We start from the raw sequence: 19,721 nt of genomic DNA on the forward strand, positions 1-19,721 counted from the left end.
GTGGGCGAAACCTACCGACTCCAGTATCACGCCAATGGATTGATCCAGCAGGAAACCGGCTTTGACGGCCAGCGCACAGCTTACCTCTACGACCTCAACGGCAACCTGCAGGAAAAGACCGAACACGGCGATGACGGCAGTCAGTTAGTTACCCGTTACGAGCGCGACTACGCCGGACGCCTCGTAAGAAAAACCCTGCCCGACGGCAACCTGGTCGATTACGCCTACGACCGTCAGGGCAATCTCTTAAGCGTCGAGGATGGCCACTGGGCGTTGGCCTACGAGTACGACAGCCAAAACCGCCTCACCGCCGAACACCAAGGCTGGGGCACGCTGCGCTATGGCTACGACGCCTGCGGTCAACTGCAAAACCTACGTCTGCCGGACAACAACCGCCTGGTGTTCAACCACACCAAAGGTGGCCACCTCGCCACCGTCGAGTTAAACGGCGCGTTACTGACATCCCACCTGTTCAAAACCGGCCAGGAACACCAACGCCAACAAGGCCAACTGATCAGCCACTACCACTACGACGATCAACAACGCCTGCACGCCCACGCCGTCACCCAAGAGCAACATACGCTTTACCAACGCCACTACGACTACGACAAATCCGGCAACCTCACCCGCCTGCTCGACACCCGCAAAGGCGACCACCACTACCACTACGACCCACTAAACCGCCTCACCCGCGCCAACCACTCGCAAGGCGAGCAAGAACGCTTTGCCCACGACCCGGCCGGCAACCTGCTCATGCAAAACCGCCCCGGCCCCGACATCGTGGCGGGCAATCGGCTGATGATCCAAGGCGACCATCACTACGACTACGACGCCTTCGGCAACCTTATCCGCGAACGGCGTGGCAAAGGCCATCAACTCGTCACCGAATACCGCTACGACTGCCAGCACCGCCTGATCGGCATCAAAAAACCCAACGGCCAGACCGCTAGCTATCGCTACGATCCGTTTGGGCGGCGCATCAGCAAGACCGTTGATAGCACAACTACCGAGTTCTTCTGGCAAGGCGACAGACTCATCGCCGAACACCAGACGGATCGCCACCGCAGTTACCTCTACGAGCCCGACAGCTTCCGGCCGCTGGCACTGCTGGAAGGCTTTGGTCCAAAGGAAACCAAGGCCTACCACTACCAACTCGACCACCTCGGTACGCCGCAGGAACTTACCGATACCAAAGGCGAAATCGTCTGGTCCGCCCATTACCGCGCCTACGGCGAAATCAGCCGTCTCGACATCGGAAAAGTGGACAATCCGCTTCGTTTCCAAGGCCAATACTTCGACCAAGAAAGTGGGCTGCACTACAACCGTCATCGCTACTACAATCCGGATGTCGGTCGCTACCTGACGCCTGATCCGGTGAAACTGGCAGGAGGCATCAACGCGTATCAGTACGCGCAGAATCCAATCGGATGGATAGATCCTCTAGGCCTAAACTGTAAGAACACGAACTGTCCTGAAGGGCCCTATAGCGTAATAGTTCCGGGAGGAGGTTTAGATGCACATGAGAAGGCAGGAGGACATTTAATGGAAAAGCACATAGGTAGAAGCGACAAACAATTGTTGGACCGTTTGAAACAAGAACCACACATCCCAGCCGCCTCTACTTTCCATGACAGAGCCAGCGCAGAGCATGAAGTATCGACTGTACTGGATCAAAACAAAGCAAAAATCGATAAATTTTTAAAGGGAACAAAGAATCAAACCGTCATCACTCAAAAAACCAACTACCCCGTAGGCACGAGCTTTAAAAAGAACAGCACAACAGCGCTTCCGGGAAAGGAAATTCAACTGATAATCCGTAGAGATCATAAAATGCATACTGGCTACCGAATTCATACTGGATTTCCAAACCCATGAATCAAGACTATCCTGAACTACAGCAATTTCTTGCGGGTTACTTCAATCAAGACTGGGTTGATGACCACAAAAAAGCGGACGACGTTATTAAATATTTCATCTCCGAATCATCTGAAGATACGCTATTAGAAGTGCAAGAAGAACTAGATAAGCTAATGCGAAGTGGAACGACAGAGCAAGAGCTCGAAAATTACTTATTCAGTGATATCGGTTGCTATTATTATTATCGCAGCGAATGGCCCGACGGAATCACTTGGCTGAGACATGTTGTATCAATACTGAAAAATGGAATCCTCCAAATGAAAAATGAAAAAAACTAAACGACGCTTAATAAAGCGAGACCCACTCCTGTGGCAAGCGAGCTTGCTCGCGTTGGGCCGCGCAGCGGCCCCAATCCAGGCAATGGTTTTTTTAGTTAATTCGGCACCGCCTGCTCACTACAATGATCGTGTTCACCCGCTAACCAACAAACTCACCACCCTTCTTTCAACATCCGTAACTCCAAATGCTGCAACAGCATAATCGTCTTCCCATCCACAATCTCCCCGCTCTGCACCATCCCCAGCACCTGCTCAAACCCCAGCTCCAGCACCTCGATATCCTCACCCTCCTCTTCCAGCCCACCACCGCTCCCCACCCGATCCCCCGGCTGATACTCACCCATGAAAAAGTGGATCCGCTCCGTCACCGACCCCGGGCTCATGAACGCCGCATAGATCTTCTCCACATGCCCCACGCGATACCCGGTTTCTTCTTCCGCTTCCAGGCGAATACGTTCTTCGGGACTGGCGTTGTCGAGTAAACCGGCCGCCGCCTCGATCAGGTAGCCGGGGTAGTCATTGACGAACGTCGGCATGCGAAATTGGCGGATCAGCAACACCGTGCGCTGCTCGCGGTTGTACAGCAGGATGGTCGCGCCATTGCCGCGGTCGTATACCTCGCGGGTCTGGGCTTGCCAGCTGCCGTCGCGGCGGCGCAGGTCGAAGCTGTATTTTTTCAGCAGGTACCAGTTTTCCGAGAGGGTCTCTTCGGCGGTGATGCGAACGGGGCTGTTGTCCATGCTCGGGTTTCTCAAGAAAAGGGTTGTGTTTGCTTGATGCTGTTCCAGGCAGCGGCGACCGCTTCGGCGCTACTCGCCTTGATCCGTGCGAGGTTGCGCGGGTAGTCCACCCCTGGGTTTTCGGTGAAGCGCGTGGCCGTGAATTGGCCGTTGCTGGCGCGCAGGATATAACCCGTGTCCTCGCACTGCGAGGAGGCGAGAAACAGCACGCCCGGCGTCACCCAGTCGGGCTTGAGTTCATCCGGTTCTTCGGTCACGCCCCACATGCGCGTCTTGGCGACCGGTGAGATTGCATTGACCTTGATCCCGGCCTCAGCACCTTCGTGGCTCAACGCGTTCATGATCCCCAGTTGCGCCATCTTGCCCGCGCTGTAGGCCACCAGGCCGGTCTGCTCATACTGTGCGTACATGGCGCGGTCGGAGGTGGTGAGGATGATGCGCGGCGCAGATGAGCGCAGCAGGTGTGGCCAGGCGTGCTTGCACAACCACAGCGGTGCGTAGAGATTGATGTCCATGGCGCGTTGCAGGAACGCGGCGTCAAGGTCGGCGATGGTCTGGTAACCGACCCAGCCGGCGTTGTGGATCAGGATGTCGAGTTGGCCGAAGGCCTCGATGGCGTAGGCGATCAGTTGCTCGCAGCCCGCGTTCGTGGACAGGTCACCGCCGTGGCCGACCACGTTCAAGCCTTCGGCCTGCAAGGCTTCTGCCGCGGCCTGGACCACCGAGGCATCACTGCCCGCGCCGGCATTGTCGGCACCGATATCGCTGATCACCACCCGTGCGCCGCCCTGGGCCAAAGCCCGTGCGTAACTGAGACCCAACCCGCGTGCACCGCCGGTGATGACTGCAGTTTTGCCTGTGAAATCCATGTGCTTGCTCTCCTGTTCGGGCCGCCCACCCTAACAACCTCGGCGCGCCTTGTTCAATGCTGTAATACTTTGCAAGCAATCCCCGTTGACGGCTGTCGAATTAATTCCTGCCTGGTTGGGCCATCTGGTAAAACCCCTGCTTCACCTTTTTCCTGGAACCTTCATGTCCTCTCGTTTTCTCTCGCGCCTGAGCCTGCGCTGGTTTCCCATGGTGTGCATGGCGTTGTTGATCGTTGGCCTGCCGGTGGGCTGCGCGGTGCTGCAACACAAGGAGCGCGAACTGGTATTTCGCATCGAGCCGGGTACCGCCAGCTGGTACAGCGGCTTGCCCAAGGCGGTGCAAGAGTTCGAACTCAAGCCGGCCAGTTTCAAAGCCGGACAGAATATCCATGGCTGGTGGTACCCGGCGGACAAGAAAGACGCGCCCGCGGTCCTCTATCTGCATGGCGTGCGCTGGAACCTCACCGGGCAACTGTTTCGCATCGAGCAACTGCACGCCCTGGGTTATTCGGTACTGGCCATCGACTATCGCGGCTTCGGCCAGAGCCACGGCGAGCTGCCTTCGGAAACCACGGTATACGAAGACGCGCGCGTCGCCTGGGAACGTTTCCAGGTGCTGCAACCGGACCCGAATAAACGCCTGATCTACGGACATTCCCTGGGGGGCGCGGTGGCCATCGACCTGGCTGCCGAGCTGGGCAAACAGACTCCACTGCCGGTGCGCGGGCTGGTGATCGAATCCACCTTCACGTCGCTGGCAGATGTGGCCACGGCCGTGGCGAATACCTCGTTGCCGGTGCGATGGTTGCTGTCGCAGAAATTCGATTCCATCGACAAGATTGCCGATATCCATATGCCGCTGCTGGTGGTGCATGGCCTTGATGATCGCTACGTGCCGCCGCGTTTCAGCCAGCAATTGTTTGAAGCTGCCCAGGAGCCCAAGCGGCTGTTATTGGTGCCCGGTGCCAGCCATAACAACAGCATGAGCCTGGCCGGTCGCAGCTATGGCCAGGCGCTGGAAAAACTGATGCACGCGAAGATGCCGGACCAGGTTGCCACACACTCCACAGGTCGAAGCGCAGACTCGTAAAAGCGTATTTCGGCACTGGGTTCGCGCTTGCGTGTCAAGCGCAAACCCTGCCCATACTGGGCCAAAACAGAAGTTGATCAAATAATAACCTCTGCCGAAATCGCCAACCCTGCCGGGGCCTCGCAAAGTTATCCACAGAGATACCCACGGTTTTCGTGGACAACTCTTTTTATATTTTTACGTTTTTTTTGCTCAGTAAACGCTTTCAGGAAATGTACCGGGCAACAAAATCTCGCGATTCACATCGCGTATATCGTTATACCCACACAATGCCATCGACACGTCCAACTCACGGGCGATGATCTCAAGCGCCTTGGTCACACCCGCCTCGCCCATCGCACCCAAACCATACAAATGCGGGCGGCCGATCATGGTGCCTTTGGCGCCCAATGCCATCGCTTTGAGCACGTCCTGGCCGGAGCGAATACCACCGTCGAGCCATACCTCAATGCGCTCACCCACCGCTTCGACAATCGCCGGCAACTGGCTGATGCTCGAAGGCGCACCGTCCAGTTGACGGCCACCGTGGTTGCTCACCACCAGCGCGTCGGCACCGGCGTTCGCTGCCAGGCGAGCGTCTTCTACATCAAGGATGCCCTTGATGATCAACTTGCCGCCCCAGCACTTCTTGATCCACTCCACATCGTCCCAGCTCAGGCGCGGATCGAACTGCTGGGCGGTCCAGGAAGACAGCGAACTCATGTCTGCCACGCCTTTCACGTGCCCGACGATGTTGCCGAAACCCCGGCGTTTAGTGCCGAGCATGCCCATCACCCAACGCGGCTTGGTGGCCATGTTGAGGATATTCGGCAAAGTCAGTTTCGGCGGCGCCGACAGGCCATTGATCAAATCCTTGTGACGCTGGCCAAGGATCTGCAGGTCGAGGGTCAGCACCAGCGCATCCACACCGGCAGCCTTGGCCCGCTCGATCAGTTGTTCGATAAAGCCGCGGTCGCGCATCACATAGAGTTGGAACCAGAACGGCTGGCCGACGTGCTCGGCGATGTCTTCCAGGGAGCAGATGCTCATGGTCGACAAGGTGTAGCGCAGGCCAAATGCGGCGGCGGCGCGCGCGGTCAGAATCTCGCCATCGGCGTGCTGCATACCGGCCAATCCGGTGGGTGCCAGTGCCACCGGCATGGCCATCTCCTGGCCGATCATCGTGGCGCGGATCGAGCGCTCATCAATGTTGCGCGCCACCCGCTGGCGGAACTTGATGCTGGCAAAATCACTTTCATTTGCCCGGTAAGTGCTCTCAGTCCAGGAGCCGGAGTCAGCGTAGTCGTAGAACATCCGTGGGACACGTTTTTGCGCGAGCTTGCGTAAATCTTCGATGGTTGTAATCAACGACATCTAGGTCACCTCTCCCTGAACTGAATGCTGAGAGTAACCGCCCATCGGCTGCGCAACCAGCCATTGCGTTTATATAGCCGCACGGCTAATCTCGCATAAACCCGCAAAAAAGCGCACAAACATGCACGGCACTCATCAAGACATCGACTTGCCCTCTTTGCGCAAACAGAAAATCCTATTGCTGCTGGAGCGCGACGGCAAAGTCACCGCCTCGGAGCTGGTGGAACACTTTGCCGTGTCCCAGGACACCATCCGCCGCGACCTCGGCGAACTCGCGGCCGCCGGCCTGTTGCAACGCGTCCACGGTGGCGCCCTGCCCCGGCCCAAAGACACCGGCAAAGACTTCTTCACCCGTGTCGGCGAGACCAACGAAGCCAAGCGTCACCTTGCGCGGCTGGCCGCCGACCGTGTGGAAGATGGGCAGATCGTACTGTTCGATTCCGGCTCTACCACGCTGCAGATTGCCCAGTCATTGCCGCGCTCGATTCGCCTCACTGTGGTCACGACATCCCCCATGATCGCCATCGCCTTGGCCGACCATCCCGATGTGAAAGTGATCCTCACGGGCGGCCAGCTCAACCCGGCGACCCTGTCCACCAGCGGCCATGAAACCGTGCGCATGATCCAGGGCATCAAGGCCGATTTGCTGTTCACCGGCGTGTGCGCGCTGCATCCGCAAGTGGGCATCAGCTCGCTGCATTTTGATGAAGTGGCGGTCAAACAAGCTCTGCTCGACAGCGCCTCCCATGTGGTAGCGGTGACCATGGCGGACAAACTCGGTGCCGTGGAGCCTTTTGTGGTGGCACCGTGCAGCCGTATTCACACGTTGATTACCGAGTGGCATGTACCAAGTGTGGAGGCGTATGAGCAGCTAGGGTTGGAAGTGCTACGCGTGGAGGTCGAGTAGGGACAGCGCGTCGGGCGTGGCCAAACCGCTGGCGGTATTGTCGAAGATGCACCAGGTGGGAATGCCAGCCGCAACAGACGCGCTCAATAAACGCGCATACGCCTGAATGCGTTCAGGCCCATAACCACTGTGATAGATACGCGGTGCTCCGTGCAGGCGCCAATAATGCACGCCCTGCCAACCGCCCGGAGCATTTCCCGCCTCGATGACCGGCGGGTCGGCAGCTACTCGCCCGATCTGCAGATCCTGCAGCATCTCTTCAGCCGTTAACCAACTCGCGTGCCGTGGTTCAAGTACGACAGCGCCTGTAAAACGTCGGCGCAACGCCGTGAAGAATGCGTTGGCAACAACCGGTTCGTAATTCAACGAAGGCGGCAATTGCACCAGCAGGCAACCTAATTTTTCACCCAGTTGCAGGCATTGCCCGAGAAACGCATCCAGTGCGGCCTCGCAGCCCTGCAAGCGCAATTCATGCGTGATGCGCTTGGGCACCTTGACCGAAAAACCAAAGCCCGACGGCACCGAATGCGCCCAACGCGCGTACGTCTTCGCCAGGTGCGGACGATAGAACGAACTGTTGATTTCCACCGCATTGAAACGCGAAGCATAACGCTCCAAATGCGTGCCCTTGTCGGCAAAGGCTGCCCAGTACTCACGCGGCAAACTCCAGCCGGCACAGCCCACAAACAGGGTTGCCGTCAAAACAGCACCTTGGCGGCATCGCGCATGAAAATCTCGATGGTCTTGGGCCCCACACCATCGAATTCCCCAAGGCGCTTTTCGAAGGACGCTCGGCTCTCGCTGGCCTTGCGCATATGTGTGATCTTTCCCGCGTACTCAGCATTCAACTTGGCGCTGAGGTCGAGCAAACGTTGCGCGGTGGTTTCGTCATAGCGCACATAATGCGCGCGCCCGAGCATGGCGACCAACTCACGCGATGTGCAGTGCTGCAGCTTGCGCGCCGAGTCGCGGCCCTGCTCTTCAACGATCACCTTGTAGGCCTGTGCGGCAATCGGTGCCTGGATGCGCTTGCCCATCAGGAAGCTGGCGATAAACCACTTGAAGAGGCCGTCATCATCGTCGGGTTTGAGTTCGATGCCCAACTCCAACGCGGTGATAGAACGGGCCATGTTTAATGGCCCAGCTTGCGCTCGGCCTTGGCGGCCTGCTCGTTGATGGCATTGGTCTGGCGCTCAGTGTCCTTGATCGAGGTGGGCGTCAGCACTTTATCGACGGTTTCGGTGTTGGGATTTGGGCGCTCCAGGGTCTGGCCTTTTGTGGCTTTATCAGTGCCCTGCTGAGCTTCTCCGGAGCTGATGGGGGCTGGGGTCTTATCGGCAGTCATGGTGTTTCTCCAATCAATGAATGCCCGCAGAAATATCGGGCACCTATGCAGCAGAAGCCTTCAGCCTTGGATAGTTCAAGGAAATTGACCGCGCCAACCACCCAAGAAATAAGCGCAAATTAATTTAAACCTTTGCCGCCCGGGCCGGATCAACTCTCCCATACCCCATCCTTCGCACCCCCATCAGGAGACACTCGATCATGAGTTCAAACCTTAACGGCAAGAAGATTCTGGTCATCACGTCCAACACCGGCATCGAGCGCGATGAACTGCTCAAGCCCCTGGAAACACTACGCGGCTATGGCGCGACAGTGACCCATGGTTCCAGCAAAGGCGGCACGACCCAGACCTTCGTCGGCGATACCGAGAAAGACAAGACGGTCGAGTCCGATGCGGCGCTGTCCGAGCTATCGGGCAGTGAGTTCGATGCACTCGTGATCCCCGGCGGCACCGTTAACGCGGATACCTTGCGCCAGGATGCAGCGGCGCTGACGTTAATCAATGAGTTCGTCAAAGCGGGTAAAACCGTGGCGGCAATCTGTCACGGGCCATGGGCCTTGATCGATGCCGGTGTGATCAAGGGCAAGACCCTGACCTCCTATAAAAGTGTACGTATCGACTTGGAAAACGCCGGCGCCGCAGGCTGGGTCGACGCCGATGTCAAGGAATGCCAGGCCAATGGTTGGACGTTGATCACGTCGCGTACACCGGACGACTTGTCAGCGTTCAGCGAGGCAATCGCCAAAGCTGTAGCCGGCTGACTCCGAGCAGAACGAAAACAGGCGCCGCAATGGCGCCTGTTGTCTATTCAGGCCTGACTCAACTTTTACGCTGCTCGGGCATCTCGCGTTTGGGCCCGAACATCGCCCAGGCGATAAGCCCAAACAACGGCACAAAAATCAGAATGACCAGCCACAATCCTTTCGACTCCCAGCCCCCCGTGCTGCGCAGTACGATATTGATGGCCCATAGTTCCAAGAGCAGCAGAATCACCGCCAACCCGATCCAGATGTATTGAATTTCCATGCTTCACCTCCTAGGTCGTATGCATTAGGTCAAGCCATGGCTGCGAGGGTTCATTAAAATTTGCGTCAACTGACCCGGGTTGTGGAATGCAACGTGTCACAGGCAACACCATGCAACCTGCACGACACGCTTCACCTTCAGCTTATCGTAGGCCATTGAATTACTTGATGAATCAAAAACAGCTCAAGTTGGTACAACTGATGCACCTGAATACGGGACGAGGCATGCATTTCGACATGCCCTGAATATTCCCGTGAGGTGTCACCCATGAATGCCATTGACCTGCTCAAAGCCGACCACGAACGCGTGAAGGCCCTGTTGACTCAATTGAGTGAATCCACCGAACGCGGCGTTAAAAAACGCACTGAGCTGCTGGCCAAGCTGGAAGCGGAAATAAGCCTGCACACCAAGCTCGAAGAGGAAATTCTTTACCCGGCGTTCAGGAAGGCCGGTGGCAAGGAGCAGGACATCATGTATCACGAAGCCAAAGAGGAGCACCGCACTGTCGATTCCTTGGTACTGCCGGATCTGAAACAGACCGAACCTTCGACTACGGAGTTTTCCGGTCGCGTAAAAGTGGTCAAGGAGCTGCTGGAACACCACATCGAGGAAGAAGAAACCGAGATGTTCCCGCAGGCGAAAAAACTGCTGGGCAAAGCGTTGCTTGAAGAGTTGGGCGCTGAAATGGAAGCGATGAAAGCGGCGCATAAAAAATTGCAGTCGACCAAGCCAATGGCGGCCTGATCGAGGCATGACCCGAGCCTGGAGGAAACTCAGGCTCTTGATGCATCACGATAGGGGATTGCATCATGAAGACCAGATTGCCCCAAAGGATTTTACTTATAGTCGGCCTGTCAGCTCTGCTCGCAGGCCCCGCCTACGCCGCATTTGGCGATAATCCCGAACCGGCTGCTAGCGCCTTGAGTGGCGACAGCGCTGCCGGTTCAGCACTGCCGCCGGGAACCTACCCCAGCAGCCCCTCCGACAGCGACAAGAAAACCAAAGAACCGGCAAAGCAGCCGAGCAAGCCGGCTAAACCTGCCGACCGCCAGCCAAAAGAAACTCAGCAAAAACCTCGCTCAGGCAGTTGACGGCTCATCCGTTCCCGGCGGCGCGGGCGTCAGCCCCCAGTCGCCGTGTTCATACCAGTCATCACCGAGCATTTCCGCCGGGTGCATGGGGATCATGCTTGAGGGTCAGCAACGTGCCAAAGGAAGAGTCGAAAGGCTCGGCCAGTACCGGCAAGTAGCGCAGCTAGACCAGCCCAATCCGGCGCCGGGCAATGGATTCAACAGCCTCTCAAGGCACCGACAACCACCCACTGAAACCACCCGGCGCCTTTAACGGGCACCAGGCGAAATCCCAGGGCGGCGGCGGCGGCAACGCCTGCTGTTCGGCCCCTGCAGACCGGCCGTCTTTCCAATCGACAACCCGTGACGATTGCCACGCCAGGGCCACACCCTGGGCCTGACTTTCATCCGTATTGACCCAACACGCCGCAGCCGCCGCCATGAACGCCTCGATCGGCTCGTCGTCGATCTGCGACCGATACGGCGAGCCCAGCAGCCAACGGCAGACATTCAGGTGATAGGTCCAATCCAGCGGCGGCCGGTTGCGATAGGCCCAGGTCATGAAGCTGCGAAACAGGTTCAATCCTTCAGGCGGATCCAGCTTGAGCAGCGCCGGGCAGATATCGAACAGGGTGTGCCAATACGGCAACAACCGCGCATCCAGGTGCACGAAGCTGCGGGAATTACTCGGGTATTCAGGCGGCGCCGGTTCCGCGTGCAGGCGGCGGGACGCCTTGCTGACCAGGCGGCTGGCGCCTGCGGGCAACAGGTGGTTCATGAAACGCACTCACAGTCATGACGATGGAATGCCGCCCGATCACGGGAGGCCCAAGGCATACGTCAGAAAGCGGGGGAAGCGCGAGGGTTGGCCGAAGGCCAGGAATAACGCGGTGGCGCCTTGTTGCGCCGCTCGTAAGCGGGTCGAGGGGTTTGCCGCAGGCCCAACAGCCAGGCGAGACCCACCAGAAACACCAGCGCAACCGTCAAGGCGTTGCAGACCGGGCAAGCAAAGTAGTTCGAGATGTTGCTGGAAGACGGGCTGCCCAACCCTTTGTCGGAAAGTGGTGCCGGCTTGCCGTCCACCGAACAGAACGCCCCGCCGATGCCATTCAGTTCCTGGCCCATCATCTGCCCATGCCCCAAACCGCAGACGAACAGGTTCATCAGCACGCAGAAGTACAGGGCCCAGGCAATCAGGGAACGGTCGGGGTGGCTCAATTTCATGGCAGCGACTCTACCACCAGAGCCGCCAAAGGATGAAGTGTCGCAGGCCCCTGTGGCAGAACGTCGCAGATTACGTGCACTTCCCAGGGTTGGTAGACTGGGCGCCCTCAAAGCCTGACGTATTGATCCAGAGCAATGCAGGCGTTTCACAGGATGCACAGTTGATGAGTACCTTATTCACCCGCCGCAAAGTGCTGACCGGAATGGGCCTGCTGGGCCTGGGCAGCCTGCTGGGCGGCTGTGACTACAGCCCCAAGCTGAACTTCAAGTACGGCAAGGACCTGAGCGACAAGATCATGGGCCGTACCTTCAAGCTCAAGAACACCGACGGCGAAACCGTCACCTTGAGTTCGTTCCGTGGCCTGATGCCGGTGGTGTTCTTCGGTTTCACCCAATGCCCGGCCGTGTGCCCGACCACCCTGGCGCGCGCCGCGCAGGCCAAGAAGCTGATGGGCCGCGACGGCGAAATCATGCAGGTGGTGTTCATCACCCTGGACCCGGAACGCGACACCCCCGAGATTCTCGACAAGTACGTCAAAGCCTTCGATCCGAGCTTCGAAGCGCTGTACGGCACCCCGGAAGAAATCGCCGTGGCCGCCAAGGAATTCGGGATCTTTTATGAAAAGATCCCCGCCGGCGACACCTACACACTGTCCCACACCGCCACCAGCTTCGTGTTCGACACCCGTGGCAACCTGCGCCTGGGCCTGCAGGCATCCCTTACCGCTAAAGAGTGCGCAGAAGACCTGCTCACCGTCATGGAGGTCTGCTAATGACTGCCGTTCAACACCTCAAACGCACCCTCATCGGTCTGACCCTGCTGGGCCTTGCCGCCCACGCCAGCGCCCAGGTGCAAGTAACCGACGCCTGGGTACGCGCCACCGTGCCGGGCCAGCCGTCCAGCGGCGCGTTCATGACCGTCACCGCCGACAGCGACAGCCAACTGCTGAGCGTGGCCTCGCCGGTGGCCAAGAACGTGCAGATCCATGAAATGAGCATGAAGGACGACGTGATGCGCATGGGCCCGGTGGGTTCGGTAGCCCTGCCCGCCGGCAAGGCCGTGTCCCTCGACCCCAACGGCTACCACGTGATGCTGATGGGCCTGACCGGCCAGATCAAGGAAGGCGACCAAGTGCCGCTGACCCTGACTGTGCAAAACGCCAAGGGCGAGAAGCAGGCGATTGAAGTGAAGGCACCGGCCCGTGGCGTGGACGGGATGGATCACAGCAAGATGCATTGATGGGGACTGTGGCTTGTGGTGAGCGGGCTTGCCCCGCGCTGGGGCGCGAAGCGGCCCCAACCAAGAGCACTCAATTCCCTCTGACAGAACGCGGTGGATGGTTTTAGGGCTGCTTCGCAGCCCAGCGCGGGGCAAGCCTGCTTACCAGACCAAACGAGAGCTTTATCGGTTTGGCGCGGGAGTTGGGTGGGCTTTATCGAAAGGGACCAGGCCACCTACCCTTGGCTGCGTCATCAGGTGAAAACTCTCGCTGAGCAACTCGACCGTGGCGCGAATGCTGTCGGTCTGACGCGGTACCGCGAACAACCCATAATTGACGCTTAACGCCGGGCTGCCGTTGGGCCCCAGTGCGATCACGCGCATGGTGTCCGGGCGGATATTTTCGGCAGGCAACAACGCGACGCCCAAGCCGCTTTCCACGGCAGCCATGATCACGCCGATATTCGGGCTGGTGACGGTGACACGGAAATCGCGGCCGGCAGTCAATAACGCGTCGAACATCAGGCGCCGCCACGCGCAAGGTTCGGCGTACACGATGACATCCAACGCCAACGCCGGGTCGATCTCGTCATCGATCCCGCACACCCAATACAACGGCATATTCCAGGTATGCACGGGGTCGGCGGCAAATACCGAGCTCACGCCAATGGCAACGTCGAGCAAACCATCGTGCCAGCGTTCAGCAAGTGCATCGCCGTGGTCCACGGTGATGTCCATGTGCACGTGGGGGCTGGCACGGCGTAAGCGGCCCAGGGCGGCTGGCAATGCTGAGACGGCGACGTCTTCCGACAGGCCGACGCGCACCGTGCCCATTACCGTACGCTCCTTCAAGCGTGTCGCCACTGTTTCGCCCAACGCCAGGATGCGTGTGGCATAGCTGAGCAACAGTTCGCCCTCAGTGGTCGGCACCACGCCACGCCCGGTGCGACGCAACAGGCGTTGCCCGAGCAATTCTTCCAGCCGGCGAATCTGCGCGCTCAGCGCCGATTGCGCCCTGCCCGCCTGTTGCGCGGCGCCACTGAGGCTGCCGTGATGACACACCGCGACAAAGGTGCGCAGCAAATAAGGTTCGAACGCGTCGGATATCATGTTTGGCATAACTCTGAATCAACCGCTATCAGCCTACCTTGATACCCATCGTATGACTACGCTGCTCAGCCTGTTCAATCAGTGAGTAGAAACATCATGGATAACCTCCAGAACCCCCGCGTCGTATTGGCCGCTCGCCCCGAAGGTCGCCCGAAAACCAGCGATTTCCGCCTTGAGTACGCACCGATCCCCGAGCAGAACGATGGACAGGTGCTGCTGGAAAACCTTTACCTGTCTCTCGACCCTTACATGCGCTGGCGCATGAGTGCAGCCAAATCGTATGCCGAGCCGGTGGGCATCGGTGAGGTGATGGTCGGCGGCACCGTGGCGCGTATCAAGCACTCACGTCACGCCGATTGGCACGCAGGCGATATCGTATTGGCCTACGCCGGCTGGCAGCGCTTCGCGCTGTCTGACGGACAAGACCTGCGCCGCCTGGACCCAGGCGTCGCACCGCTGACCACCGCCCTCGGCGTGCTGGGCATGCCGGGCTTCACGGCCTACGCTGGCCTGCTCAATATCGGCAAACCCAAACCCGGCGACACCGTAGTCGTCGCAGCCGCCAGCGGTGCAGTCGGTTCAGTGGTCGGCCAGATCGCCCGCCTGCACGGTGCTCGTGCCGTGGGCATTGCCGGGGGAGCGGATAAGTGCGCATTCGTGAAAGACGAACTCGGCTTTGATGCGGTCATTGACCATCACGCAGCGGACTTTGCCGAACAGCTGGCCAAGGCGTGCCCCCATGGTATCGACGTGTACTTTGAGAACGTCGCCGGACCTGTCTGGGATGCCGTGCGACCGCTGCTCAATGATTTTGCGCGTATACCCGTGTGCGGGCTGATCGCTCATTACAACGATGGCGCCCTTCAAGAAGCAACGACGGACCGATTGCCTGCAACGATGCATGACATTCTCGCCAAGAGCCTGACCGTGCGTGGGTTTATCCAGACCGAGTTTGTCGATCAGCAGCAGGACAAATTCCTGCACGACGCCGCGCAGTGGATCGCCGAAGGCAAACTCAAATGGCGCGAGGACATTGTCGACGGACTGGCGCGGGCACCCGAAGCGTTCATCGGGCTGCTGGAAGGTCGCAATTTCGGCAAGTTGATCGTGCGCCTCAATCCACAATAAACAGCTTCGCCCCACTAGTCGTCGATGAGCGATGGCCTTCCATGTCATTGCCCACCTGGTAACTCATTCCGGCCGTCAGGGTGAACTGACGGCCGTCTTCCAATTCGGTGTGCAACTCGCCTTCAAGGCACAACAGAATATGCCCTCTCCAGCACCAGTGATCCGCAAGGTAGCCGGGGGTATATTCGACCATGCGCACGCGGGTTGTGCCGAAGTGGCAGGTGCGCCATAACGCATTGCCGGTAATGCCTGGGTGAATGGCACGTTCGACAGTAGACCAGTCGGTGGTGCCAAAAGGGACGGCAGTGAGTTCCATGGTGGGCTCGATGGTTGTTTAGCGAGGCTTGAGGCTAATCATCTGGAGCAACGGGCGATAGGCACAGATCAAACGCTTTTCTGGGATACAGGTATCCTGCTCGCAACGCTCCCCTGGATTCGCTTATGCACATCGACCCCGCGTACATCCTTCACGAAACCGAACACTGGCTGCTCAACCACCACCTGGCCTCGGCGTTGCCCGGTTACCTGATGTTGGGCGCCAAGACACCGATCCATTCCCTGGCCGACATGCCGGAAGCGGCGCTGGCGGAGTTGGGTGGGCTGCTGGCGAAAACCCAGCGAGTGGTAGAAGCGCAGCTCAAACCGAAATGGCTGTACATCAGCCGCTATGGACACATGCCGGGATTCCCGCTGCATTTTCATTTCATACCGGTGTACGACTGGGTGGAGGAAGCATTCTGGCGGGATGATCGGTATCGCTTGCTGCAGGATTTTGGCTCGCAGCCCCCGACGCAAACGTTGACCGATGGCGCTGAGTTAACGCTGTTTGTGTGGCGTGAGTTTGGCGAGAGCCTCACACCACCGGTAATCCACGGAGCCTCGGTGGCGCAGGTCATCGAACGCCTACAGGCACGTTTTGATGATTGAAACAGTTCCACTGTAGGCGCTGGCTTGCCAGCGAAAATCGTCAACGATGACACTGGTGTTCTGGATGAGTGCGGCGTCCGTGATTTTTTCGCCGGCAAGCCGGCTCCTACAGGGGCAGGGTGTCAGGTCGTAAGGTGTTTAGTCATCGGGATACAGGCCAACTGCAACCCTGATGGTGAGTGATAGACGGCCTGCTCATCTCCCGCATACCCGTGCGCGCGGTAGAAACCCACCGCATTCAGCGTCGAATCCAGCACCAAGGTGGGGATGCCCCGCTTATGCGCCTGGTCCTCTAGAAAATCCAGCATCGCCTTGCCATAGCCGCACCCGGTGTAATCCGGCAGGACGAACAGCGCGCCGACTTCATTGTTGTCCGGATCAAGCATTCCAGTGACGACCGCCTGACCGTCCACCCACCCCAGGTAAAACGGTTTATCCATCAGCGCGCTGTAACCATCTTCGGCCTTACCCCGCGTCCACAGCAGCATTTGCTCGCGCGTGTACGCGCCGATGCATTGGCCGCGAATGGCCTGCAAGCGGATGTCGAACGCCACCTGGGCGTGTTCTGGGACAGCCCGTTTTATCTCCAGCATTTCACGCTCCTTCCATGAAATCATCGTGCCATTAGCACACTTGTGCTAATCGACCCCTCCCCCCTGCGGCGCTATATTCCCCGACACTTCCAGCGCTACTCCGGCACCGTGCATCTCTTGCGCGTGGGCGCGTTGTGCGCTGGAAAAACCATAACAACCCCAAGGAAGAAGCACCATGAAACTGCAATCCTCTGTTACCCGTCTTACCCTGTTGGGTGCCCTGATCATCGGCATGGCCGGCTGCAGCAACATCAAGCCTACCGAAGACCACCTCAAGACGCTGTCGGAAACCAACCTGGGTGAGCCGGTCAAGCGTATCTCCAATGTGCGCAGCGACTCGATGACCACCTACTACGTCGCCAGCGCGGCATCCGGCGAGTACAACTGCTCGGTGCCCAGCGGTGCCAGCGGTGGTGCGTTCGCGGTGGCGAGCTTTGGGCTGATGAAGCCTGCCGCCTACTGCCAGCCCAAAGGTGCACGCGGTAACCCCCTTCAGGGCTTCACCCAGTAACCGCCTCCTGGCTCAGGTCCCGCAGAACACCGCGCAGTTCAGCGGGGCGCACAGGCTTGGAGAGAATGGCGATCTGACGGTCGTGCAACGCGGCCTGGATTTTCTCCACATCGTGCCCGGTGAGGATCAGCGCCGGGACCGCCCAACCACGTTGTTCGCGCAGGGCATCAATGCATTCGATACCGGTGGCGTGGTTACCCAGATCGTAGTCAGCGACGATGATGTCGCAATCACTGACCAGATCACGCCCCGAGGACGCCGCCTGCACTTCGCACCCCCAGCGCTCCAGCAGCGCCTGGGTGGCGAGCAACACGTTGTGGTCATCTTCCACCAGGCACACCTTCAACCCGGTGAGCAACCCAGCCTGGCGCGTGTCATCACGCGGTGCCGTTGCTCGCGGCGCGGTGGCCAGGGTAAGGCCATACAGGCTTACGGAAGTGCCATGACCCACCCGTGAACGCAGGCTCACTTGAACCCCCATCAACTGCCCCAGGCGCTTGACGATGGACAGCCCGAGGCCCACGCCTTCGACGTCTTTGTCACGCAGGTGGCGTACCCGATAAAACTCCTCGAAGACCTTTGACAGATGCTCCTCGGCAATCCCTCGCCCCCGGTCATGAATCTCTACCGCCAAGCCGCCGTCGCGAATGCGCACGCCGATCAGCACCGGACGATGCGCGCCATATTTGAAGCAATTGGACAGCACGTTCTGCACCATGGTCGCCAACAGCGCCGGGTCGACCAGCACCCAGTGCGCGCACGGCCGCAGGCGCAATTCCACACCCGCCCAGCGCGCGGCCTCGGCGTTCTGGCGCACCAGGTCGGCGAGGAACTCACCCAGGTGCACCGCTTGGTACTTGGGCAGCAGGCGGCCGTTGTCGAGGGTATAGAGGTCCAGTATCGAGCGGAACAGTTGCGACACGTTGAGCAAGGAACGGTCGATATTGTCCACCAGCCGCCGTTCTTCATCACCCAACCGGGCTTCGCGCAGGCACGCAGTGAACAAACCGATGGAGTGAATGGGCTGGCGCAGGTCGTGGCTGGCCTGGGCGAGGAAGCGCGATTTTTCGAGGTTGGCGGCGATGGCTTGCTCGGACGCCTTGCGCGTGCGCTCCAGCAGAATGTGCGCGTACACCGGGATCACCGTGCTGGTGATCATCAGCATCAGCACCATGAAAGGTTGCGCCTGCCACACCGGCGTGAGGCGATACACGATCAGCAGCGCCAGCAACGCCAACGCCGTGGCAATCGCCAGGTATCGCGAGCCGTAGCGCATGCCATTGCCGAGGTTGACCCACACCATCACCGCATACAATGGCAAGGCCGCCTCGCCGCCGACCACCATACCGAACGAGGTGCCGGTGTAGTCGTGAAGCATGCCGAAGATCCGCCGCGCCGGATAATGCCCGGGCCAGCGCACAATCACCTGGCGCAAGACTATGGAGGCCAGCAGGAACAGGAAGATATACAGGATCACCGGCAGGTAGGTGTCCACCGACTGTCCGGGCAGGAAGCCCAGCGCGCCGATATACACAATGGCAATGCTGGCCACCACAATGCGCAGGTTGGCTTGATCGAGTTCGGAGTTGGTATCAAGGCTCATGGGGTTACGTCCTTGTGCGGCAGTCATCAATTCCTTCACACACCCCAGGCAGGCCCAGGGCGCGGTGGTAAGGTAGCATGCAACTGCACAGCCTTGCCCCAGGAAGGAGCACTCCTATGACCGGTCGCATCATCATCGCCGACGATCACCCGATGTTTCGCGAGGCCATGTTGCGCACCGTACAGCGCATACTGCCGGACGCTTTGATGCAGGAAGCTGGCGACCTGGAAACGGTGCTCGCGCTGATCCGAGAAGGCGGCGAGGTCGATACCCTGATCCTCGACCTGCGCTTCCCCGGCCTGACCTGCATGAGCCAACTGGTCGACCTGCGCCAGCAACTGCGGCGCACCACGTTGATCGTGGTGTCGATGGTGGATGACCCGGCATTGATCGATCAGGTCATGGCCCTGGGCGCAGATGGCTTCATTGGCAAGAACATCGCCCCCGATGAGATCGGCCAGGCCCTGCTGGCCATCCGCGAAGGCGAAGTGCTGGTCAAGTTCGCCCCCTCCGGCCTGCTGCCGCTGGACACCCACACCCTCACCGCCCGCCAGCAGGACGTGCTGCGCCTGATCGCCCAAGGCAAGACCAACAAGGAAATCGCCAAGGCCCTGGATATCTCGCCGTTTACCGTGCGCATCCATGTGTCGTCGTTGTTGCGCACGCTGGATGTGCCGTCGCGGGCGGCGGCAGCGGTGAAGTATTCCGGGGAGTTTTAGTGGTAAGCGGGTTCACCAAAGACGCTGCTTGCCAGTCGCTTGGTCAGCCCTGCATCCGATATTTATGCTCACTTCCCAGCTTAATAATATTT

Annotated in this window: 26 protein-coding genes; 13 read left to right on the top strand and 13 right to left on the bottom strand. The window is 59.2% G+C overall.

The window, feature by feature from the left end; genetic code table 11:
• Both EJ576_RS27165 and EJ576_RS27170 read left to right on the top strand, forming a co-directional pair.
• A partial coding sequence (locus EJ576_RS27165; RefSeq protein ID WP_148106698.1) for an RHS repeat-associated core domain-containing protein occupies positions 1-1,875 on the top strand: 1,875 nt, incomplete at its 5' end.
• Entirely contained in the window at positions 1,872-2,195 is a 324-nt protein-coding gene (locus tag EJ576_RS27170; protein WP_028616587.1) for a contact-dependent growth inhibition system immunity protein, read from the top strand. The genes EJ576_RS27165 and EJ576_RS27170, both read left to right, overlap by 4 nt.
• A 152-nt stretch (positions 2,196-2,347) precedes the next feature.
• Here the strand turns inward: EJ576_RS27170 and EJ576_RS27175 are convergent, their stop codons facing one another.
• Positions 2,348-2,935 (bottom strand): NUDIX domain-containing protein, encoded by a 588-nt coding sequence (locus EJ576_RS27175; protein ID WP_126571553.1) that lies wholly within the window; start codon positions 2,933-2,935, stop codon positions 2,348-2,350.
• Between the two features lie 11 nt (positions 2,936-2,946).
• Positions 2,947-3,804: an SDR family NAD(P)-dependent oxidoreductase gene (locus EJ576_RS27180; RefSeq protein WP_126571554.1), complete on the bottom strand. Its 858-nt coding sequence runs from the start codon at positions 3,802-3,804 to the stop codon at positions 2,947-2,949.
• Positions 3,805-3,967: 163 nt separating this feature from the next.
• Between EJ576_RS27180 and EJ576_RS27185 the strand changes: the two genes are divergently transcribed.
• Positions 3,968-4,894: an alpha/beta hydrolase gene (locus EJ576_RS27185; RefSeq protein ID WP_122728757.1), complete on the top strand. Its 927-nt coding sequence runs from the start codon at positions 3,968-3,970 to the stop codon at positions 4,892-4,894.
• Positions 4,895-5,086: 192 nt separating this feature from the next.
• Here EJ576_RS27185 and EJ576_RS27190 read toward each other — a convergent pair whose 3' ends face one another.
• The gene (locus EJ576_RS27190; RefSeq protein ID WP_122728759.1) at positions 5,087-6,247 is read right to left on the bottom strand and encodes an alpha-hydroxy acid oxidase; all 1,161 of its coding nucleotides are present in this window, start codon (positions 6,245-6,247) and stop codon (positions 5,087-5,089) included.
• Positions 6,248-6,368: 121 nt separating this feature from the next.
• Here EJ576_RS27190 and EJ576_RS27195 point away from each other — a divergent pair, with 121 nt between their 5' ends.
• Positions 6,369-7,154 (top strand): DeoR/GlpR family DNA-binding transcription regulator, encoded by a 786-nt coding sequence (locus tag EJ576_RS27195; RefSeq protein WP_122728761.1) that lies wholly within the window; start codon positions 6,369-6,371, stop codon positions 7,152-7,154.
• Here the strand turns inward: EJ576_RS27195 and EJ576_RS27200 are convergent.
• Genes EJ576_RS27200 through EJ576_RS27210 form a run of 3 tightly spaced genes read right to left on the bottom strand, consistent with a single transcriptional unit; the run spans position 7,134 to position 8,499 of the window.
• A complete protein-coding gene (locus EJ576_RS27200; protein ID WP_126571555.1) occupies positions 7,134-7,856 on the bottom strand; it encodes a DUF72 domain-containing protein in 723 nt (240 codons plus the stop codon). The two genes, EJ576_RS27195 and EJ576_RS27200, sit on opposite strands and share 21 nt — an antisense overlap.
• Positions 7,853-8,284: a DNA methylase gene (locus tag EJ576_RS27205; RefSeq protein ID WP_126571556.1), complete on the bottom strand. Its 432-nt coding sequence runs from the start codon at positions 8,282-8,284 to the stop codon at positions 7,853-7,855. The genes EJ576_RS27200 and EJ576_RS27205 overlap by 4 nt, the downstream gene beginning before the upstream one ends.
• Before the next feature lie 2 nt (positions 8,285-8,286).
• A complete protein-coding gene (locus tag EJ576_RS27210) occupies positions 8,287-8,499 on the bottom strand; it encodes a hypothetical protein (RefSeq protein ID WP_126571557.1) in 213 nt (70 codons plus the stop codon).
• A gap of 200 nt (positions 8,500-8,699) precedes the next feature.
• Between EJ576_RS27210 and EJ576_RS27215 the strand changes: the two genes are divergently transcribed.
• Positions 8,700-9,260, top strand: a complete 561-nt coding sequence (locus EJ576_RS27215) for a type 1 glutamine amidotransferase domain-containing protein (protein ID WP_126571558.1) — start codon at positions 8,700-8,702, stop codon at positions 9,258-9,260.
• A gap of 58 nt (positions 9,261-9,318) precedes the next feature.
• Here the strand turns inward: EJ576_RS27215 and EJ576_RS27220 are convergent, their stop codons facing one another.
• Complete coding sequence (locus EJ576_RS27220; RefSeq protein ID WP_028616597.1) at positions 9,319-9,525, bottom strand: PLDc N-terminal domain-containing protein; 207 nt, start codon at positions 9,523-9,525, stop codon at positions 9,319-9,321.
• 267 nt (positions 9,526-9,792) lie between these two features.
• Between EJ576_RS27220 and EJ576_RS27225 the strand changes: the two genes are divergently transcribed.
• Together EJ576_RS27225 and EJ576_RS27230 are read left to right on the top strand one after the other, a co-directional pair.
• On the top strand, positions 9,793-10,269 hold the full coding sequence (locus EJ576_RS27225) for a hemerythrin domain-containing protein (RefSeq protein ID WP_028616598.1): 477 nt from the start codon (positions 9,793-9,795) through the stop codon (positions 10,267-10,269).
• Between the two features lie 65 nt (positions 10,270-10,334).
• Positions 10,335-10,616 (top strand): hypothetical protein, encoded by a 282-nt coding sequence (locus EJ576_RS27230; protein WP_126571559.1) that lies wholly within the window; start codon positions 10,335-10,337, stop codon positions 10,614-10,616.
• A 208-nt stretch (positions 10,617-10,824) separates the two neighbouring features.
• On the opposite strand, the gene EJ576_RS27240 is transcribed toward EJ576_RS27230, so the two are convergent.
• Together EJ576_RS27240 and EJ576_RS27245 are read right to left on the bottom strand one after the other, a co-directional pair.
• Positions 10,825-11,373: a putative natural product biosynthesis protein gene (locus EJ576_RS27240; protein ID WP_126571560.1), complete on the bottom strand. Its 549-nt coding sequence runs from the start codon at positions 11,371-11,373 to the stop codon at positions 10,825-10,827.
• Between the two features lie 62 nt (positions 11,374-11,435).
• Positions 11,436-11,819 (bottom strand): DUF2946 domain-containing protein, encoded by a 384-nt coding sequence (locus tag EJ576_RS27245; RefSeq protein WP_126571561.1) that lies wholly within the window; start codon positions 11,817-11,819, stop codon positions 11,436-11,438.
• 164 nt (positions 11,820-11,983) lie between these two features.
• Here EJ576_RS27245 and EJ576_RS27250 point away from each other — a divergent pair, with 164 nt between their 5' ends.
• On the top strand, positions 11,984-12,592 hold the full coding sequence (locus tag EJ576_RS27250) for an SCO family protein (RefSeq protein WP_016976099.1): 609 nt from the start codon (positions 11,984-11,986) through the stop codon (positions 12,590-12,592).
• Positions 12,592-13,059 (top strand): copper chaperone PCu(A)C, encoded by a 468-nt coding sequence (locus EJ576_RS27255; protein WP_122728773.1) that lies wholly within the window; start codon positions 12,592-12,594, stop codon positions 13,057-13,059. Before EJ576_RS27250 ends, EJ576_RS27255 begins: the two co-directional genes overlap by 1 nt.
• Positions 13,060-13,221: 162 nt before the next feature.
• Here the strand turns inward: EJ576_RS27255 and EJ576_RS27260 are convergent, their stop codons facing one another.
• Complete coding sequence (locus tag EJ576_RS27260; protein WP_126571562.1) at positions 13,222-14,157, bottom strand: LysR family transcriptional regulator; 936 nt, start codon at positions 14,155-14,157, stop codon at positions 13,222-13,224.
• Between the two features lie 87 nt (positions 14,158-14,244).
• Between EJ576_RS27260 and EJ576_RS27265 the strand changes: the two genes are divergently transcribed.
• Positions 14,245-15,276 carry an NADP-dependent oxidoreductase gene (locus EJ576_RS27265; RefSeq protein WP_126571563.1) on the top strand — a complete coding sequence of 344 codons (1,032 nt, stop codon included), beginning with the start codon at positions 14,245-14,247 and terminating at the stop codon, positions 15,274-15,276.
• Here EJ576_RS27265 and EJ576_RS27270 read toward each other — a convergent pair.
• Positions 15,263-15,592 carry a DHCW motif cupin fold protein gene (locus EJ576_RS27270; protein WP_126571564.1) on the bottom strand — a complete coding sequence of 110 codons (330 nt, stop codon included), beginning with the start codon at positions 15,590-15,592 and terminating at the stop codon, positions 15,263-15,265. The two genes, EJ576_RS27265 and EJ576_RS27270, sit on opposite strands and share 14 nt — an antisense overlap.
• A gap of 125 nt (positions 15,593-15,717) precedes the next feature.
• Here EJ576_RS27270 and EJ576_RS27275 point away from each other — a divergent pair, with 125 nt between their 5' ends.
• Positions 15,718-16,203 (top strand): HIT family protein, encoded by a 486-nt coding sequence (locus EJ576_RS27275; RefSeq protein WP_068934253.1) that lies wholly within the window; start codon positions 15,718-15,720, stop codon positions 16,201-16,203.
• Positions 16,204-16,325: 122 nt separating this feature from the next.
• On the opposite strand, the gene EJ576_RS27280 is transcribed toward EJ576_RS27275, so the two are convergent.
• Positions 16,326-16,796: a GNAT family N-acetyltransferase gene (locus EJ576_RS27280; protein WP_123478581.1), complete on the bottom strand. Its 471-nt coding sequence runs from the start codon at positions 16,794-16,796 to the stop codon at positions 16,326-16,328.
• 175 nt (positions 16,797-16,971) lie between these two features.
• On the opposite strand from EJ576_RS27280, the gene EJ576_RS27285 reads away from it, so the two are divergent.
• Complete coding sequence (locus EJ576_RS27285) at positions 16,972-17,307, top strand: hypothetical protein (protein ID WP_126571565.1); 336 nt, start codon at positions 16,972-16,974, stop codon at positions 17,305-17,307.
• Here the strand turns inward: EJ576_RS27285 and EJ576_RS27290 are convergent.
• Entirely contained in the window at positions 17,297-18,910 is a 1,614-nt protein-coding gene (locus tag EJ576_RS27290; protein WP_126571566.1) for a hybrid sensor histidine kinase/response regulator, read from the bottom strand. The two genes, EJ576_RS27285 and EJ576_RS27290, sit on opposite strands and share 11 nt — an antisense overlap.
• Positions 18,911-19,026: 116 nt before the next feature.
• On the opposite strand from EJ576_RS27290, the gene EJ576_RS27295 reads away from it, so the two are divergent.
• Entirely contained in the window at positions 19,027-19,629 is a 603-nt protein-coding gene (locus tag EJ576_RS27295; RefSeq protein WP_028616609.1) for a response regulator transcription factor, read from the top strand.
• The last annotated feature ends 92 nt before the right edge of the window (positions 19,630-19,721 follow it).

The sequence above is a fragment of the Pseudomonas sp. C 49-2 genome, from assembly GCF_003970195.1.
GTDB classification, from domain to species: Bacteria; Pseudomonadota; Gammaproteobacteria; order Pseudomonadales; family Pseudomonadaceae; genus Aquipseudomonas; species Aquipseudomonas canadensis.